Annotated in this window: 20 protein-coding genes; 11 read left to right on the top strand and 9 right to left on the bottom strand. The window is 45.6% G+C overall.

Features of this window, described 5'->3' with window-relative positions:
• The first annotated feature begins 38 nt into the window (after positions 1–38).
• Complete coding sequence (locus QMA04_RS12855; RefSeq protein WP_290186483.1) at positions 39–1,196, top strand: MBL fold metallo-hydrolase; 1,158 nt, start codon at positions 39–41, stop codon at positions 1,194–1,196.
• A gap of 4 nt (positions 1,197–1,200) precedes the next feature.
• Positions 1,201–1,461 (top strand): DUF3006 domain-containing protein, encoded by a 261-nt coding sequence (locus QMA04_RS12850; RefSeq protein ID WP_290186207.1) that lies wholly within the window; start codon positions 1,201–1,203, stop codon positions 1,459–1,461.
• 45 nt (positions 1,462–1,506) lie between these two features.
• Here QMA04_RS12850 and QMA04_RS12845 read toward each other — a convergent pair whose 3' ends face one another.
• The 4 genes from QMA04_RS12845 to QMA04_RS12830 all read right to left on the bottom strand — a co-directional run bounded on the left by QMA04_RS12845 (position 1,507) and on the right by QMA04_RS12830 (position 4,992).
• Positions 1,507–1,806 carry a DUF3219 family protein gene (locus QMA04_RS12845; protein WP_191715375.1) on the bottom strand — a complete coding sequence of 100 codons (300 nt, stop codon included), beginning with the start codon at positions 1,804–1,806 and terminating at the stop codon, positions 1,507–1,509.
• A 3-nt stretch (positions 1,807–1,809) separates the two neighbouring features.
• A complete protein-coding gene (locus QMA04_RS12840) occupies positions 1,810–2,973 on the bottom strand; it encodes an acyl-CoA dehydrogenase family protein (protein WP_290186204.1) in 1,164 nt (387 codons plus the stop codon).
• Between the two features lie 375 nt (positions 2,974–3,348).
• Positions 3,349–4,407, bottom strand: coding sequence for a YkvI family membrane protein (locus QMA04_RS12835; RefSeq protein ID WP_290186203.1), 1,059 nt, complete (start codon positions 4,405–4,407; stop codon positions 3,349–3,351).
• A gap of 255 nt (positions 4,408–4,662) precedes the next feature.
• Entirely contained in the window at positions 4,663–4,992 is a 330-nt protein-coding gene (locus QMA04_RS12830) for a YflT domain-containing protein (protein WP_203340567.1), read from the bottom strand.
• A 123-nt stretch (positions 4,993–5,115) separates the two neighbouring features.
• Between QMA04_RS12830 and QMA04_RS12825 the strand changes: the two genes are divergently transcribed.
• From QMA04_RS12825 to QMA04_RS12805, 5 genes are all read left to right on the top strand, one after another.
• Positions 5,116–5,850, top strand: a complete 735-nt coding sequence (locus tag QMA04_RS12825; protein ID WP_290186201.1) for an MBL fold metallo-hydrolase — start codon at positions 5,116–5,118, stop codon at positions 5,848–5,850.
• Between the two features lie 108 nt (positions 5,851–5,958).
• Complete coding sequence (locus tag QMA04_RS12820) at positions 5,959–6,981, top strand: LLM class flavin-dependent oxidoreductase (protein WP_290186199.1); 1,023 nt, start codon at positions 5,959–5,961, stop codon at positions 6,979–6,981.
• A 108-nt stretch (positions 6,982–7,089) separates the two neighbouring features.
• Positions 7,090–7,731: an NAD(P)-dependent oxidoreductase gene (locus QMA04_RS12815; RefSeq protein WP_203340564.1), complete on the top strand. Its 642-nt coding sequence runs from the start codon at positions 7,090–7,092 to the stop codon at positions 7,729–7,731.
• A gap of 158 nt (positions 7,732–7,889) precedes the next feature.
• Positions 7,890–8,159 (top strand): hypothetical protein, encoded by a 270-nt coding sequence (locus tag QMA04_RS12810; RefSeq protein ID WP_203340563.1) that lies wholly within the window; start codon positions 7,890–7,892, stop codon positions 8,157–8,159.
• A gap of 82 nt (positions 8,160–8,241) precedes the next feature.
• Positions 8,242–9,528, top strand: a complete 1,287-nt coding sequence (locus tag QMA04_RS12805; RefSeq protein WP_290186195.1) for a purine/pyrimidine permease — start codon at positions 8,242–8,244, stop codon at positions 9,526–9,528.
• A 91-nt stretch (positions 9,529–9,619) separates the two neighbouring features.
• On the opposite strand, the gene pepF is transcribed toward QMA04_RS12805, so the two are convergent.
• Positions 9,620–11,431, bottom strand: coding sequence for an oligoendopeptidase F (gene pepF / locus QMA04_RS12800; RefSeq protein ID WP_290186193.1), 1,812 nt, complete (start codon positions 11,429–11,431; stop codon positions 9,620–9,622).
• A gap of 642 nt (positions 11,432–12,073) precedes the next feature.
• Between pepF and QMA04_RS12795 the strand changes: the two genes are divergently transcribed.
• The 3 genes from QMA04_RS12795 (at position 12,074) to QMA04_RS12785 (ending at position 13,968) form a co-directional block, all read left to right on the top strand.
• A complete protein-coding gene (locus QMA04_RS12795) occupies positions 12,074–12,553 on the top strand; it encodes a PaaI family thioesterase (protein WP_191715384.1) in 480 nt (159 codons plus the stop codon).
• Between the two features lie 155 nt (positions 12,554–12,708).
• A complete protein-coding gene (locus QMA04_RS12790; RefSeq protein ID WP_191715385.1) occupies positions 12,709–13,659 on the top strand; it encodes an ATP-grasp domain-containing protein in 951 nt (316 codons plus the stop codon).
• Between the two features lie 105 nt (positions 13,660–13,764).
• On the top strand, positions 13,765–13,968 hold the full coding sequence (locus QMA04_RS12785) for a hypothetical protein (RefSeq protein WP_290186192.1): 204 nt from the start codon (positions 13,765–13,767) through the stop codon (positions 13,966–13,968).
• A gap of 29 nt (positions 13,969–13,997) precedes the next feature.
• Here QMA04_RS12785 and QMA04_RS12780 read toward each other — a convergent pair whose 3' ends face one another.
• Entirely contained in the window at positions 13,998–14,294 is a 297-nt protein-coding gene (locus QMA04_RS12780) for a hypothetical protein (RefSeq protein WP_290186191.1), read from the bottom strand.
• Between the two features lie 129 nt (positions 14,295–14,423).
• Here QMA04_RS12780 and QMA04_RS12775 point away from each other — a divergent pair, with 129 nt between their 5' ends.
• The gene (locus QMA04_RS12775) at positions 14,424–15,101 is read left to right on the top strand and encodes a hypothetical protein (RefSeq protein WP_290186190.1); all 678 of its coding nucleotides are present in this window, start codon (positions 14,424–14,426) and stop codon (positions 15,099–15,101) included.
• 43 nt (positions 15,102–15,144) lie between these two features.
• On the opposite strand, the gene QMA04_RS12770 is transcribed toward QMA04_RS12775, so the two are convergent.
• From QMA04_RS12770 to QMA04_RS12760, 3 genes are all read right to left on the bottom strand, one after another.
• Positions 15,145–16,080 carry an aldo/keto reductase gene (locus tag QMA04_RS12770; protein ID WP_290186188.1) on the bottom strand — a complete coding sequence of 312 codons (936 nt, stop codon included), beginning with the start codon at positions 16,078–16,080 and terminating at the stop codon, positions 15,145–15,147.
• A gap of 90 nt (positions 16,081–16,170) precedes the next feature.
• The gene (locus tag QMA04_RS12765) at positions 16,171–17,415 is read right to left on the bottom strand and encodes an erythromycin esterase family protein (RefSeq protein WP_290186187.1); all 1,245 of its coding nucleotides are present in this window, start codon (positions 17,413–17,415) and stop codon (positions 16,171–16,173) included.
• A 91-nt stretch (positions 17,416–17,506) separates the two neighbouring features.
• The gene (locus tag QMA04_RS12760) at positions 17,507–17,776 is read right to left on the bottom strand and encodes a GNAT family N-acetyltransferase (protein ID WP_203340554.1); all 270 of its coding nucleotides are present in this window, start codon (positions 17,774–17,776) and stop codon (positions 17,507–17,509) included.
• Positions 17,777–17,890 lie beyond the last annotated feature (114 nt).

The raw sequence follows: 17,890 nt of genomic DNA, 5'->3' as shown, positions 1-17,890 counted from the left end.
AAATTCACTGAAGAAAGAGGAGTGAGTTTTTGAAAAAGATGATATGGTCTTTACTGGCAGTTGTTGTTTTGGTCTTGTTGGCAGCTTGTGTTGAGGTTTCTGAAAAACCAAAAGAAGAACGCGAACCTGCAGAAGCGAATCAGGAAAGTGAACCGGCAAAAGTGGAAGAGTCTAAAGACATTGAATATTCAGATGGGAATAAGAAACCTGTGGGAGAAGAAGTGGCTTTAGAGGGGTTGACCGTGCATTATATCAATGTTGGACAAGGGGATTCCACATTGTTGGAATTTGATGGGTTTTCAATGTTGATTGATGCAGGAAATTGGAATTCCAAAGAAGCTGTGGATTACTTGAAGCAACAGGAAATCAAAGACATTGATATCGTGGTCGGAACGCATCCCGATGCTGACCATATTGGCCAATTGGCTCAGGTGATTGGGGAGTTTGAGATCGGGGAAGTATGGATGTCCGGCAACACAAGCAGTTCCAATACATTCCTTAACGTGCTGCAAGCCATTGAAGCTAGCGGATCGGATTATGTGGAACCGAGAAGCGGTGATGTATTTGATGTGGGATCCATGAAAATTGAAGTGCTCTATCCAGATGAAATTACCGGTTCGGCGAATGAAGAATCGGTTTCCTTGAAAATGACTTACGGCGATGTCCGATTTGTTTTCACAGGAGATGCAGGAATCAAGCAAGAGCAGGAAATGATCGATAGCGGCATGGATCTCGATGCGGAAATCCTGCACCTGGGACATCATGGATCCAATACATCGACAAGTTCTGCCTTTTTGGAAGCGGTAACGCCTGAAGTGGCGATTTACAGTGCTGGTGACGATAATTCCTACGGGCATCCGCATGCAGAGGTGATTGCGGCGGTGGAAAATGCTGGAGCTAAAGTTTATGGAACAGACGTCAATGGGACTATTCTTGTTAAAACAGATGGAAAGTCCTATAACGTGGAGATCCAACAGGAAGGCGTGCCGACTGAAGGCGAGAACCGCTGCATTGATTTGAATGTCGCATCTTCCGCAGAACTACAGGGAATTTCCGGAATCGGAAAAACTTATGCGCAGGCGATTATCGACCAGCGGCCTTTTGAGAGCGTCGAAGAACTGCTGGACATTAAAGGGATTGGCCAAGGAACGCTGAGTGCTATTCAAGAGCAGGGCTTGGCATGCGTAGGAGGGTGATGGGATGAAAGGGATTTTGGATCGAATTGAAGACGGCAGACATGCGGTCATTTTGGTTGAAGAAGAAGGGGTCGAACTGGTCTTGCCTGCCAATCGCCTTCCTGAAGGAAGCCAAGTCAATTCCTGGTTTACCATCGATGCGGAAAATGGACAATTAGCTGTCACGTTGGATGAAGAAACATCCATCGCCAAGACTGGACAAGCTGAAGAACTGATGACAAGGCTCCGAACGAAGAAAAAAAGAAGCCGCTTCAAGCGGAATTAAAAAGAAGCCCATAACCTGGATCAGGTTATGGGCTTCTTCTCATGTTTAGACCTGTTCAATCAATTCCAAATAATAATCGGCTACTTGCCCGGGTTTGTATAAATCAGTGATGGACGTTGAATAATTGGCGATGGATGCATCAAACTCCAATTTTTGCTCAGGAACACGAATTCGGAAATTCATTTCATAGAGCAGTACAGCGATGTCATGATATTCTTCGCTGGTCACTTTGAAATCAAAGCTGATTTTTCTTTTTTGCTGTTGGGAACTGGTATCTTCGACTGTTTCTTCTTTAAAGTTGTATGCGTTGATTTGTGTATCATTGATCCAAACGGTGGTTTCCATACTTTATTTCACCTCTGATTTTGATGGTTGAGTAAAACTTTTGATTGCTTGTACAGCCAATTGGCCCTTGACCATATCCTCCATTGGCGGATTGTAAAGCCCTGCACGGACGTTTAGGTAATGGCGGTGCATTGGATTGTCTTCTGAAAGGGCGCGGGACCCGACGATTTTCATCGCTTTGTCCACGATGCCCATGGCTGCCTGGGTAACAGCAATTTTCGTGATATTCAAAGCTTCGTCCATCTCACTCTTATTGCGGGCAAGAGCATAACGTTCTGCCGTGCCATATAAAAGATGGCGGGCAGTCGCTAGTTCCAGTTCCATTTCACCGATGGTTTGCTGAATGGCAGATGTTTCTGCAATGGGTTTGCCGAGAGACGCAGGTATGTAATTGGCTGCGAATTCAACTGCGTAGGCTCTTGCTGCAGCGGCGATTCCAATATAGCAAGCTGGAATATGCAGCAGCCAACCTTTAGCAGGGGCAATGCCCATGGGTTTCAAGATATAGGTTTTGGGAATCCGGACATCGTTGAGGACCAGTGTGTGGCTTGCTGTGCCCCGCATCGCCAGCATGTCCCAGGTTTCATCAATCGATACTCCCTCGGCGTGGCGAGGAATGATGACAGTAATGACTTCGTCATTTTCTGCAGCAGCTGTCACGAAAATGTAATCGAGTGCAGGTGCCATGGAAGTATAGGTTTTTTCTCCGTTAATAATATAATGGTCTCCGTCGGAAACAGCGGAAGTGCGCGGCAAAGCGCCACGGGCGGGGCTCCCGGCATTCGCTTCTGTAGCGGCTGTGTTGATGAGCGCGCCGTTTGCGATTTCAGCCATCAGCCATTCTGCTGACTCTGTGTGCCAATGGCGATTTTCTGCATATTCCAGAACGATTCCGACATGCCAGCCGATGGAAAGAGCGGTCGCTCCTGAACCTTCCGCTATGGCTTCCTGTGCCAGTACGTATTCGTATAATTCAAATCCCTGGCCGCCGAATTCCTTCGGCAAGGTCAATGTATGATAATCCATGTTCTTCAGGTCTTTGATGTTTTCAAAAGGGAAGGAGCCGCGTGCATCCAGTTCCGGCTCACGCGCCTGGAAAACGGGCTGAAGGGCACGGAGTTGATCGACTAATGTTTGCTGTTCAGGTGTTTTGATAAATTGATTCATAAAAAAGACTCCTTCTTCTTTTGTTATCGGGCTGCGGCGCCCAGTTGCATCGGGTGCCTCCGCATTTCTTTGTCCAGACTCCAGCGGCCAGATTCTCGGGATCATAAGTCAACCCAGCTGTGCGGCAAAGAACGCCACCCTACTGATCTGCCTTATGCCTGTCGAATCTAGACGGCCGCTTCCGCTTTTCTTTGTCCAGTTGCGGCGCCCAGCTCCTCGGGGTCTTAAGTCAGCCCAGCCCAGCGGCACAGATACGCCGCAAGACTGATTTGCCTTAAGCCTGTCGGAGCTCCATGAACGCCTCCACATTTCCTTTATTTACCGTACCATAAAAAAGCCGCCAAAGCTGTATTGCAGGCTTTGGCGGTCTGGGTGTTATGGGCGGTTCAATTTTTTATGTGGTTTTCGGATGTCAGCAACGATTAAGACTACAACGAGGACCAGTCCAAGATAACCGACAATCGGATAAAACAGTCGGACGAGCTCAGTGAACCCGACAAAACTTAAGATATAAGCGACAATCCCAACGATGATAACGAAAATACGGAATTTTGCTGTACCCATCACGACAAAACGCGCTGAGAATGAAAACAGCATACTGACTGCCGTATTGTAAATCATCCCGAAGAGAATAAATGACATAAAGACACCGAGAACCGGTGAAATGTCATCTGCGATTTGCAGCAATGGCATTTCTGCGCTGCCGACTACGTCCACTTTGGAGAAAATCGCCAAATGGCTCAGGATAATCAACGCTCCGAGAATAAGGCCGCCGATCAACCCGCCGCGTGCTGCGATTTTTTCGTCCTTTTCTGTTCCACCCATGACGATAGCCATCGAAGCGCCAACGGCAATATTAAATGACACATAATTGATGGCGGATCGGAACCAGTTCGGCAATGCTGAAACTTGTTCTTTGGCAATATCATCCAGTGATGCAAAGCTGGCATCCATTGTCAGCAAACTGTATGCAGACAAACCGACGACAGCAATAATTAGAAATGGCGTGATGCTGCCGATAATGGCAATGACTTTTTTGACATTCAACATAATGGTCAAAACGACCAGAACGGCCATAACAGTGCTTCCTAACGGAGCCGGCAATCCAAATTGCTGGGAGAAAATAGAGCCTGCCCCTGCAATCATGACAACGCCTACACCAAACAAAGTCAGAATGATGATGTAATCGATGATCGTCCCGATAATTCTTCCACTGACGCCAAAAATGGCTTCTTTATGCGATGTGGTTTTCATTCGGCTGCCGAGTCTTGTTAAACTCATACCTAAATATGCAAATAATGCTGTTGAGAGGATGGCGGCAACAGTCCCCATATAGCCGAAGCTTGTAAAATACTGAAGAATTTCCTGTCCGGAAGCAAATCCGGCCCCCACAATGATGCCGACAAAGGCACTCCCCATTTTTAAACTTTTCATGCTGCTCCCCCTTGGTGCAAACTATCGCGCTAGTAAGTTTTTTAAAAATTAAAAATCCCTATCTAAATATAGCAAAAAAAGCGTTTACACTCAATGGAAAATAAGGTGCATATGTATAGTTCACTCTATATACCTAGAAATGGATTTGGGTAAAAATAACATAGGAGAATAATAAAAAATTAGAATTTTTTATTGGTTAAAAAATCTCAACAGAAAAGCATCACCGAATTAATCGGTGATGCTTAGGGGTATGCTTTATTCTACGCTTTTATTCGCGACAATAACCAATTTTCCTTTATCAAGTTCTTCTTCGTATTGTTCTGCTTCCTGATCGGATAATCCGGCAGCTGCCAATTTAGCGCGAAGTTCATCGCCACGTGAACTCGTCATGTTTTTCATGCTGTCCAGGAAGCCTTGTTCTTTCAAACCGACTTCTTCTGTATCCAATGCTTTAGTAATGTCTTTCGTGCGTTTCTTATCATGTGCGAAAATGTAGATGTCATCAAGTGTATAACCTTGCGTTTCTAGTTTTTCGATTTCCTTTTTGGCTTGCAATGCGTTTTCGACTGTCATTTTTAAAGTCAATGTAATCCCTCCAAGTAATTTCTATCTTATTACCATGCATACCACGATGAGCAGCAGGTTAAACAAGAGGATCTGTTGGCAATCGGGTATACTGTAGAAAATCAGAAACAGGGAGTGATTTTTTTGAACATTATACCGATTGGCATTTGGGGTGGCTACCCCAATAAAAATGAGGCGACTTCTTCGTTTTTAATCGAACAAGATGGGTTCCGTTGTTTAGTGGATTGCGGAAGCGGAGTTTTGGCAGCTGTTCAAAACTACACAAAGTTAAGTGATTTGGATGCGGTGATCATCAGCCATTACCATCCGGACCATGTGGCGGATATTGGTGTACTGCAACATGCTGCGATGGTGGGGATGCAGTTGAAGGAATGGGAAACGCCTTTGCTGATTTATGCCCATGACAGAGAACCGGCAGAATTCGAGAAACTGTCATATAAAGGCGTTACAGAAGGGCGGGCCATACAAGAAGCGGAAACCTTGGAGCTGGGTCCATGGCAAGTATCGTTCTGTGAAACGATCCATCCGGTGTATTGTTTAGCCCTGAAATTCACTTCTAATGGCAGGAGTGTCGTATTTACGGCAGATACCAGCTGGAAAGAAGAGTTGATCGGGTTTTCAGAAGGGGCGGATCTTTTGGTTGCCGAATCCAACCTTTATGAAAAATACTTGGGCATCATCCAAGGGCATCTCAGCGGCAGCCAAGCAGGAGAATTGGCTGAACGCGCCGGTGCCAAACGCTTGCTGTTGACCCACTTACCGCAATATGGAGAACTCAATGAAATTTTGGACGCGGCAAAGTCCAGTTATTCAGGCAAAGTGGAGTTCGCAGCAATAGGCGAACGCTATGAAATTTAAACGGCCGGACATCTCTGCATGATTCAGCTGAAAGCAGGCAGATAGTTTGTATACCAGATATTTTCCTTTTATCCTTAAAGCATATGAAAGATGAAAGGAAGTTAAAAAATGCCACAACCGATAGATTCATTTCCGATTTCCGTTCTGGATTTGGTTCCAGTCCGTGAAGGAGGAACGACGAAAGACGCATTGGATGAAATGGTTGCAATCGCTCAGCACGCAGAGAAGTTAGGTTACAACCGTTTCTGGTTATCTGAGCATCATAATACAGCTACACTTGCCAGCTCTGCTACGGCAATTTTGATTTCCAAAGTTCTTGAACATACGGATTCCATTCAGGTGGGATCGGGCGGCATTATGTTGCCAAACCATACACCACTAGTGGTCGCGGAACAATTCGGCACCTTGGAAACCATGCATCCAGGCCGCTTGAACTTGGGCCTTGGGCGCGCTCCGGGTACGGATATGCAGACAGCGCATGCGCTCCGCAGAACAACACAGGAAACGGCATTTGCTTTTCCGCAGGACGTGGTTGAATTACAGAATTACTTGAAGCCGCTTGATAGTCAGGGGCCGGTTCAGGCGCATCCTGGTGTGGGAACGGCAGTGCCGGTTTATATCCTCGGCTCAAGCACCTCAAGTGCCCAATTGGCCGCAAGTCTTGGCCTGCCTTATGTATTTGCTGCACATTTTGCGCCGCAGCAGCTTGAACAGGCCCTGCAGATTTACCGCAACGGCTTCAAACCTTCTGAATACTTGGCGGAACCATATGTAATGGTCTGTGTAAACGTCGTTGCTGCCGACTCCAATGCAGAAGCGGAGAAATTGGCGACATCCAGTGATCAGTTCTATTTGAACGTTGTGAGAGGCAGCAAGAACTTGCTTCAGCCGCCTTTGGATACGATGGACGGCCAATGGAGTTACCGTGAAGAAATGATGGTGCGTGGCATGTCACAATACACCTTCAAAGGCGATGAACAGACAATCAGCGAACAGCTGGGGAAATTTGTAGCTCAATTGCAGGTTGACGAAGTGATTGCAGTGTCCTATATCTACGATCAGGAAAAAAGAAAACGTTCATTTGAAGTGCTAAAGCAAGCAGCAAATCGTTTCAATGTGACGACTGCCTAATATTTACTTGAACTGTTCCACGGCAGTTGCTCTTCATGATTCACTGGTTTCAGACCAGAACGAAGCTGTTCGTTTGTATGTAGATCATAGAGACTGGAGGAGAAGTAAATGAAAATAGGGATAATTGGTGCGACAGGAAAAGCGGGTAATTTAATTTTAAAAGAAGCGTTAAAAAGGGGCCATGAAGTAACGGCCATCGTCCGAAATTCACAAAAGGTCGAGAACCCGGATGTTCCGGTATTTGAGAAGGATGTTTTCAGTTTAACCGCAGAAGATTTGGCGCCTTTTGATGTGATCGTCAATGCATTTGGCGTACCGCCTGAAAAAGCAGAACAGCATATCGAAGCCGGCAGAATTCTGATTGACGCACTCAAAGAAGCTCCTGATACTCGTCTGATTGTAGTCGGAGGTGCTGGCAGCTTGTTTGTTGATGAAGCACGGACCACTCGTTTGGCTGAAACTCCAGAGTTTCCTGAAGCGTTCAAATCGATTGCCAATAGCCAAGCGCAAAACTTGTCTGATTTAGAAGCCTCGGAAGGAATCCAATGGACATTCTTGAGTCCTGCGGCATTCTTTGATCCGGAAGGCCGCCGAACAGGGCGCTACCAAAAAGGTGACGATGGTTTTATTGTCAACAGCAAAGGAAAAAGCTATATCAGCTATGCAGATTATGCACTGGCGTTAGTCGATGAAATCGAGAGCGGCGAACATAAAAACAGACGATTTACCGTGGTTTCGGAAAATCCTTAATCGTTTTGGAGAAAAGCCGATTTCACTGGAAGTCGGCTTTTCTAGTAGATCTGCATTAGCGTAACTTGCCATGAAATGTTCACGTTCCTTGAGAAAACAGAACCCTCAATCATGTATAATGAAATGAAACTTGAGGTTTAAAGGTGGGAATCAACACAATGGATTTTTTATATTTTCCTGAAGACAAATCAGAATACATCCCTGGAATTATTTCAGTCGTGATCATATTCATTTTATCCGTGCTGATTGTGCGGTTATTGGTTAAAGCTTCGCGCAAGCAAGTGAAGCAATTAGAAGAACAAGGTTATCCGGTTGTCTACAAGGACGGTTTTGACGCGGAGAAACCAAACGAAGACCGTATCGATCCGCAAGAAAAAGTCTACAAAGTGAATAAAGAAAAAGCAGCTCGCGAGAAACCGAAGTCCTGACAACCGTCAGGGCTTTTTTTGATCTTTTCAATAGGTGTATACTGAATGCAAACAAGGCACTGAAGAAGTGGGGACGACGATTATGAAAAATATTTTTGGCGGTGTGCAATGGGCGGTCTTCTTGATTGCATCTTCCATTGCAGCGCCGATAGCAATTGCCAGCATCTTTGGCATGGACACGGCAGATACTGCACTGTTTGTGCAGCGGACCATGTTTGTGCTTGGCATCGCCTGCTTGGTGCAGGCATCCATCGGACACCGCATGCCGATCAATGAAGGGCCCGCTGGTTTATGGTGGGGCATCTTCATTGTTTATGCCGGCTTGGTCGGCATCATGTATGGCACCATGGAAGAATCCCTGCAGGCATTGCAAAGCGGATTATTGTATAGCGGCGTCTTGTTCATCGTGTTCGCTTATACCGGTTTGGTCGATAAATTGAAGATCCTGTTTACACCAACCATCACATTTGTGTACTTGCTGCTGTTGGTTCTCCAAATCAGCGAATCGATTTTAACGGGTTTATTGGGCATCGTCTCAGAAGGTGATCCGGTGGATGGTGTAATCCTGGTGGGGGGAATTGCGGTTATTTTGCTGACATTCTTTTTCATGGGCCACAAACGGGCTTGGGTCAGCCGCTATTCCATTCTGTTTGCGATTGCTGCAGGCTGGCTGATTTTCTGGATTCTTGGCAAAGCGCCGGAAGCGGAAGGTGCGGCGGGTGCTTTGGTTTCGTTGCCGGAAATGCTGGTCTTTGGACCTTTGCTCTGGGACAGCGGAATGTTCGTTACGGCTCTGTTTTTGACTCTTCTGCTGATTGCCAATATGATGGCGTCTGTCCGAGTAATGGAAAGCGTTTTGAAAAATTCCTTCTCGATTGAAGCACCAGACCGCATCAAACAGGCTTCGACAGCTTCTGGCATCAATCACATTATTGCGGGCCTGTTTTCCTCCATCGGCCCTGTGCCGATTTCGGGAGCGGCAGGATTTGTCAGCGCCACCCGGACACCAGGTCTGAAGCCGTTCGTCTTCGGTGGGATCATCGTTGTGCTGATCAGTTTTTTTCCTGCGCTCATGGCTATTTTAGCTTCTTTGCCGGCACCGGTTGCCTATGCAGTCATTTTTGCAGTATTCACCAAAATGGTGGAAATGGCGTTCACGGAATTGGAAAATGAAAAGAATCGCCAGCATTCTTATAAAGTGGCGGCATTTGGGTTGATGAGCGGCGTCGGCATCATGTTTGTTCCGCCTGAAAGCATGGCGAACCTGCCTTCGGTTTTGGCTGCCACTTTATCGAACGGCTTGATTACCGGTACTATCATCGCCATCTTTGTGGAACAGCTTTTGTTGTGGCGCAATAGAAAATCGTGAGATGTTTTGTACTCCAATGAAAAGCGACGCTTAACAGAAGTATCCCGACAATTTAAAAAGCCGTACGCATTAGGCGCACGGCTTTTTAAATTTATTCTTTTTCGATCTCTTCAGTCAAACGCTCCAATTCATCCACCAGTTCGCCGATATAGGCAATGGTATCACGCAATGGCTGTTCGGTTGTGATATCGACTCCCGCCATTTGTGCGAGCTCTACAGGTGTTTTAGTGCCCCCGGCTTTCAGGACCTCAAGCCATTCTTCGACAGCTGGCTGGCCCTCATTCAGGATCCGTTTGGATACTTGAGTCGAAATGGTCAATCCGGCGCTGTACGTGTACGGATACAAGCCCATGTAATAATGCGGCTGGCGCATCCACGTCAATTCAGCGCCATCTGTGATATCGACGGCATCTCCCCAGAATTTCTCCAGGACGCCGCGTTTGATGTCATTCAGGATTCCAGCATTGACGCTTTGTCCGGCATCAATCCGCTCGTATACTTTGCGCTGGTAAGCTGCTTCAAGCAGATGGGTAACGAAGTTGTGGTAATAAGTTCTAGCCACAATCGAAGAAATCACCCAGCGTTTGAATTTCGGATCTTCCGAGCTTTTCAGCAGGTGGTTGGCTACCAGCATTTCATTCATCGTAGAAGGAGCCTCGATAAAGTAAAGGGATGGACGTGCATTAAGAACGTTCTGTTCACGGTTTGCATTATAGAAATGTCCAGCATGCCCAAGCTCATGAGCCAGTACAAAAACTTCGTTCATACGGCCGGTCCACGAAATCAAAATATACGGATGATTGCCATACGGGCTGGAACAGAAAGCGCCGGTCGATTTGCCTTTGTTTTGCGCAAAGTCAATCCATCTTTCCGAATACGACCGATCGACCATTTCAATATAATCAGTCCCCATAATGGAAAGAGCGTCGTCGATATACTGTTTGGACTCTTCCACTGTAATTTCCGGTTCGTAGCTTGGATCCAGGGAAATCTTCAGATCGGCGAATGTCATGCGATCCAGTCCATGAGCTTTCTGCAGGAGCTTGGCGTACTTTTGCATATGCGGCGCCAGTTCCTCGGTGATCAAGTCAATTTGCCGATTGTATAGGGAACGGTCCACTTCCTGGTTAAAGAGAAGATAATCGAAAATGCTGTCATAGCCGCGCAGGTCTGCGGTTGTTTTTTCCATCTGCAATTGCATATCGTAAGTTTTGGCAGTTGTGTGCTGGTAATCCTTCAGTTTGTTCGAGAACGCTTCAAATGCGGCGCGGCGAAGCTCTGTATTAGGTTCCGCTTCCCAGTCTCCTTCAAAGGATACATAGCTGAGCGGATAGGCTTGGCCATTTACTTCAAAATCCTCAAAGCTCATGTCGACCATTTTAGTAGTGTTGTAAAGGCCATAAGGCGCACTGAAAGTAGAGGAATAAGCGGCAAGGCTTTTTTCCACTTCCGGATGCAGCTGATGGGGTTTTCGGCGCAGCAATTTCTTCAAAAATACGTGAAATTCTTCAGACTCCTGCATCGCCTGTTCCAACGTTTCTTTCGGCAGCTCGAGAAGCTCGCTGTTGATGAAAGACAGCTTGCTGCTAATTTTGGCAGCGGCTGCGCCGAATTTGCTGGACTGCAGCTGAACCTCATTATTGGTTTGGTCTGTGCTGATCGTTAAACTGGCGTAAGTGCTCAGTGGCACTAACTTTTCCAAGAAAGCCATGTAATCCGTCAAAACCTGAATGGCAGAAGGGGCATCTACAATAGTGCCTTGTGCTTTTTGACTGAGAGCTGCTGCATCTTGCTCTAAACTTTCCAAGGCTTGATCAAATTCTTCAGAACTTGAAAATAAACTCGATAAATCCCAAGTCTCTTCAACCGGGACAGCTGAACGTGCAGGTAAACTTTTAACCATGTGATCTCTCCTCTATGTATTACGGAATTCGAACTAATTATCAGTATAGAGGCTGGGTAAGAAAAAGTAAAAATATTCTTCAGAATTTAATAAAAATTTTAGAAAAACAGGTTTATATTTATGGAGAAGGTGGGTACTATAACAATACAAGGCGGAATCACCGTCGGAAGAATACGACTGGATTCGATCCAGAATCGCCTTCAGACGAGAAACTGCACAGCCTTGGCGGGAAATTTGCTTTACTGACGATATTCACTCTTGTCAGGGACCATTGTTATTCGGGTTTCTATCCGGAAAGTGTTTCAAACAGTAAGCCGTAAGTTTTTTGTGGAAGTGCAATTGAAAGCCTGACTGCAGAACCAAAAAATTCACTGAGATGTATATGTGAACCTTATTGCCCTATCGGCAAGTGACAGTCAGCGCAACTAAACTGCAATGACGAGAGTTTCGTATTCGTCAGAGATGTACAGTTTGTAGGAAGAATTTAATAAAATTTTCCGCGTGCAAAAAATCCCTCAGGATTTTCGAGGGATGGAAAAAGGAAAAGCATGATCTGATGAAAAGGATCATGCTTTTTCCTTTGTCTGATGAAAAGCGTTAATGTCTCTGGATTACATACTTCAATGAAATGAGGAAAAAAACATGGAAAAACAGTTAGTAAATGCGATACAGGATGAATATGCAGAAGAATTTGCCTGGTGTTACGGCTGCGGCCGCCTCAATAAAGAAGGGCACCAGTTCCGCACCGCATGGGACGGCGAAGAAACAGTCACTTTGTATGAACCAAAGCAAGCGCATACAGCGATTCCCGGTTTCGTATACGGTGGATTGATCGCTTCGCTGGTGGATTGCCACGGGACAGGTTCGGCTTCATTGGCACTTCACCGGAAAAATGGTTTTGAGCCGGGGAGCGGGGAAGAACCCCCGCGTTTTGTTACAGCTAGTTTGCATGTGGATTACTTGAAGCCGACGCCTCATGGAGTTGTCTTGAAGGCAGTGGGCACTGTGGAAGAGATTCATCCCAAAAAGTTTAAAGTGGCAGTGAAAGTATATGCAGATGAAGCGCTATGTGCGACAGGAGAAGTCGCAGCAGTTGTCATGCCTGCTTCTTTCGCTAAATGATGGAAGGGTCCTTTCAAGGGAAGAAGATAAAGTCTAGTTTACTGGTAAGAATATCTTGGATTATTGTATACTGATTTTATTCTAGAAGATTGAATTTTGTGAGCAGCACCATAAGGAAAAGCGTTTAAAGCGCTTCACATCTGGGAGGATACGGCATGTCTGAGAAAATTTACGTTATACATGAAAACGAAGAATGGACTAACCATCTTTTTAAACGGCTCGATGAATTGGGGCTCCCTTATGAAGATTGGTTTATTAACGAAACCTTGGTTGATTTGAATGAAACACCGCCGGAAGGCGTATTTTACAGTCGTATGAGCGCTTCTTCGCACACTAGAGGGCATCGTTTTGCGCCTGAAATGACTGAATCTGTGCTGGCTTGGCTGGAACATCATGGCCGTACGGTTTTTAACGGCAGCCGTGCCCTGCGACTTGAAGTCAGCAAAGTCAACCAATACATGGCATTGAATGCAGCGGGAATCCGGACGCCGAAAACGATTGCGGCAAACGGCAAAGAGCAGATTTTGAAAGCTGCTGAAAAAATGGCTGTCCCGTCATTCATCACCAAACATAATCGGGCGGGCAAAGGATTGGGTGTGCGTTTGTTCCATTCACTTGAAGCGTTGAAGGAATATGTTGATGGCCCTGAATTTGAACCGTCCATTGATGGAATTACCTTGATCCAGGAGTATATTCAGGCACCACAACCTTTTATCACGCGCTGTGAATTTGTCGGCGGAAAATTTGTCTACGCAGTTCAAGTGGATACTTCAGAAGGATTTGAGCTATGCCCAGCAGATGCCTGCCGCATCGACGACTTGTTCTGTCCGGTAGGAGAAGAAGCTGAAGAAAAACCGAAGTTCCAAGTGATTAATGGGTTTGATGATCCGATCTTGAAAAAATACGAAGCGTTCCTGAGCAGCAACGGAATTGATGTGGCCGGTATTGAATTTATCCGCAACGCTGAAGGGGAAATCTTTACGTATGATGTCAACACCAATACGAATTACAATGCCGATGCAGAAGCAGTGGCTGGAAAATTTGGCATGCTCGAGCTTGCTGAATTTCTTGGGCGAGCATTAAAAGACATGAAACTGCCTGTCTAACAAAGAATGGCGGCTGTCGATTCATTAGAGAAAGCCGCCTCTTTTGTTTACAAAGGGCTGAGCAAGGGGAAAATTCAGTTAAGGAAAATCACAAAGGGGTGTTTGATGGTGGTGGAAGAGAGAAAAGAAGAAGAATTGGCAGAACGTCCAGAGCCTGTAGAAGCCGAAGAAGCGGAAGACGCTGAACCGGTCGAAGATGATTCGAAGTTCGATAAAATCTACAGCAATGTAGCATCCAACCGGTATGAGAACTTGCGCACGAGCTATATTGAAAACAAAGCCAAAGAACTGCGGAAACGCAAAAAATAAAAGATCGAGTGCTTGCGCACTTCGATCTTTTATTTTTTAGGGAGCTTGTCAATTTCTTCAGAAACGACAAAAGCCAGATCATCATTTCCAAACACCTGCAGGACATCGAGCAACGTTTCGTGGTCGATTTCCAGTTCTTCTGTACCTGCTTGCTCGATGGCAGCAGACAGAACGGGGCTTTGCAATTGTCCGGGATAGGCACGCTGGTATAGTTCAGCGGCGTCCAATTGATGGTTCATGCACCATTGAACAAAAAGTTGGACCATCACTTCTTCATCCTGCTGGTATTTTTTTATAATGTATTCATCTCTATTTTCGTTGTCCATGTATAGGAACCTCCATCACTAATCGTTTTGTGATAGTAGCATACCAAACAATTCAAGTGCTTGCATGGACTTCTACCCATTTTTCCTCTAGAATGAAGCCATGGCAATGACAGTATCGGAGGGCAAATTATGAAATTACTTCAAGTAAGAAAAGGACAATTCGTCTATTACCAAAATGAATTGCACAAAGTGTATTCTGTAAAACCGTTGGCTAAAAAGTCGGTGCTGATGTTCCGCATCAAGGATATGGAGCAAGTCGCCAGCAAGGCTGAAGAAGTCACGTTCTACAAACCGAAACATATGGATTCTTTCCTATTTTTTGGTGCTAGGTACACGTTGCATGAAGACCGTCCGGCAGAAGAAGGCGGCTATATCTTAATCACTAAACCGGATCCTGATTATATGGATCATTACTCATTGAATGAATTCGAAAAAGTGGAATCTGTTGAAGGCAAGAATGTCATCACCACTCGCCAAAACACAGTGAAATCGAGAGAATTTCTCGTTATGGTGTCTGGAGAAGAACAGGACAGCAACGATATCGTCTACTTGGATAAGTCAAAAGTTTCAGCTGAACAGCTGGAGCAGGACTCTCAGCTAGAGGAAGTGTTGCGTGAAAAGAATGCGGTCCGTCCGTCTATCGGGGATGTTTATTTGAACCTCGATAACACTGGGACAGCAATGGTAGTAGCAATTGCCGGAGAAGAAGTGACACTTGGAACCGGGGAACGCATTACGTTCCATGAATTGTATAAAGCAGATAACTGGAGTTATCTATACAATATCAACGATGGCGAATTCAGATAAAAATCAACAAAAGGCGATCCTCCAAGGATCGCCTTTTTTTGGATTAATCTTTAAAAATAGAACCGATTTCCAAAATTTCTTCTGTGCTCAATTGGACGTCGAGTGCACTTAAGTTCGATAATACCTGATCGGCACGTTTAGCACCGGGAATCACGCCATCAATTTCGGGGCGTGCCAAATACCAGGCCAAGACGATGTGTGCTGTTTCCGTACCTTTGGCTTCTGCAATGTTCTTTAGTTTTCGTACCTTCTCCAAGTTGCGCTCAAATTCTTCTCCTTGAAGATGGGGCATGTTTGTCCGCAAATCATCAAAAGTTTTATTTTTATCGTATTTCCCCGCCAACAAGCCGGCCGCAAAAGGGAAGTAAGGAACGTAGGAAATTCCATGTTCTTTTACATAAGGGAAATAATCTTCTTCAGCCTGACGCTTCAAGAGATTGTACTCGCCTTGAAAAACATCTACGTAACCGTCTTTATTGGCATCCTTTAATTGATCCATGGAGAAATTGGAAACGCCGATCGAACGGATTTTTCCTTCTTCCTTCAAGCGCTGCAATGCACCGACTGCTTCTGCTTTCGGTGTTTGCTCATCGGGAGAATGGATGTAGAACAAGTCGATATAATCAGTTTGAAGGCGTTTCAGGCTATCTTCCACTGACTGTTTCAAAAATGCCGGTGAGTTATCAGTGACATGCTCCTCACCTTGGCGACGCTGAGCTCCTTTAGTGGCCACCACCAGCTCATGGCGAGCCCCGGATTCCTGCAGCACTTCACCCAATAATTCTTCTGATCGGCCATAGCCGTAAGCATATGCCGTATCGATGAAATTCAATCCGTTATCGATGCCGGCGTGAACCAGTTCTTTGCCGGTATCTTCGTTTAAATCTGGATAAAGATTATGTCCGCCCACCGCATTGATGCCAAGGCCGATGGGATTGATGTATAAACCCGTCTTTCCAAGTTGCGTCTTTTCCGTCATGAATAGTCCAGCTCCTTTAAGTAAGTCTGTTTTTATCATAACATTCTAAAATTTTCGGGCGAAAGATAACGCTCAGAAAAGACGATTCAGCTAAAGAGGGCGGAGTGCATGGGTGGAATCAATAAAGACGAAGGCGTCATAGCGCTGCGACATTTTTGAAGGGACGTAATTGCCATAGGCTTCATGTTCCGGGTTATAGACGACGCCAATTGCACGGTGGCCAACCCAACGATCAAAAAGAGCGAAATTCTCCGAATGAAACAATAGGAATTTATTGAAGGCGCCGGTTCGGTGCAGAACATCTTCCCACGTATTGGGGGTGGCAGGTGGGACTGTCATTTCTTCGGCCGGATCTCCCCAAGAAGGGGCGGCAATGACCGTTCCGGAGTGCGTTCCGAAGCCGACTGCATAAACATCCTCTAAGCGGTTTTGTTCACGCAGAATCTGCCCTACATTGGTCATTCCCTCATTTCTCATATCCGTGGCACTGGCATCGCCGATGTGGGTATTGTGTTCCCAAATGATGATTTTTGCCTCTCTGCCATGATAATCCCGAACTTCGTTGATCGCCTCCACCATATGTTCATCGCGAATGTTCCAAGAAATTTCACCACTCTGAACCATTGCCCGGTAATAGTCTTCTGCATTTTTTAGCACCATGGCATTGATCTTTAAATTCAAATCGCCTTCATATTCATCTTTGTACAGGTCTTCGTTCGAGCGGATGGAGGCTAGCAATTTTGTAACTTCCTCCACGCAGGTCTTGGAAAAGCCCGCAGCAGCCACTGCGTAATCTTCCGGTTCGCGATTAAATGGTTCAAAGCAGGAAAATGCTTTCTTGGCCAATTCAGCATCTCCGCCGGACGGATTAATGTCGGTTAAATAGCGAATCACTTCTTCCATCGATTCCCAAAGACTGTATACATCAATGCCATAAAAACCAACTTTTTGGGAAGTTGCTTGATTGTACTCTCTCAGCCAACTGACAAAATCAGCGATTTCTTTATTGGCCCACATCCAGGTCGGCCATCTGGTAAAAGCCGCAAGCAGTTCATCCGGTTTTTTCCCGTTCCCTTCAAAGTCTTTGATGTAGCGGTTTACCTGTTGGCAGGAAGGCCAATCACCTTCAACGGCAATCAGCGAAAAGCCTTTTTCCAAAATTAATCTTTTGGTCAACGCTGCCCGCCAGGTATAAAATTCGGATGTTCCGTGTGTTGCTTCTCCCAGAAGAACAAATTTCGCATCACCGATCGCTTCTAATAGTGGCGTCAATTCTTCAACTGAGCGGAAGGGTTGTGCGCACATTTGCACGGCTTCCTCAAGCGATGTCTTCATCTGTTCCACCCCTTTTTACTGTTCATGTTCCCCTTGTTAAAGCTCTCAAACAAAGGCAAAAGAAAAAGCATCCGCTTTTGCGGATGCTCTCTCATTTAGCCAATACGTCTTGGAATTCAGGTGTTTTTTCAATGACACTGTGTGCAAATGGACATTGAGGGTCGATTGTTTTGTTTTCGCTGCGTGCGAACTCAACGACCTGTGAAACTAATTTTTTGCCGATTCCTTGGCCCTCCAGTTTGGGGGATACCTCGGTATGGTCGACGGTCAATACGTCCCCATTTTCTACATAACTCAGGTAAGCCAGTTCTTCGGAATTCTCCACAGCCGAGAATTTATTGTTTTCATGTTTGAAATCCACTGATGTTGCCTCCTTTAGTTTGTATGATGCGTTCTTTTTTTGTATTCCCTCTATAATATAGAATATTCAATCCCAATGAAGAAATTATATTGCGGGAAAAATAAATATACAGAT

The sequence above is a fragment of the Planococcus sp. APC 3900 genome (assembly GCF_030407735.1).
In the GTDB taxonomy this organism is placed as follows: Bacteria; Bacillota; Bacilli; order Bacillales_A; family Planococcaceae; genus Planococcus; species Planococcus notacanthi.
Note: the sequence above shows the minus strand (reverse complement) of the source record. Positions and strands in the feature narration are given on the sequence as shown.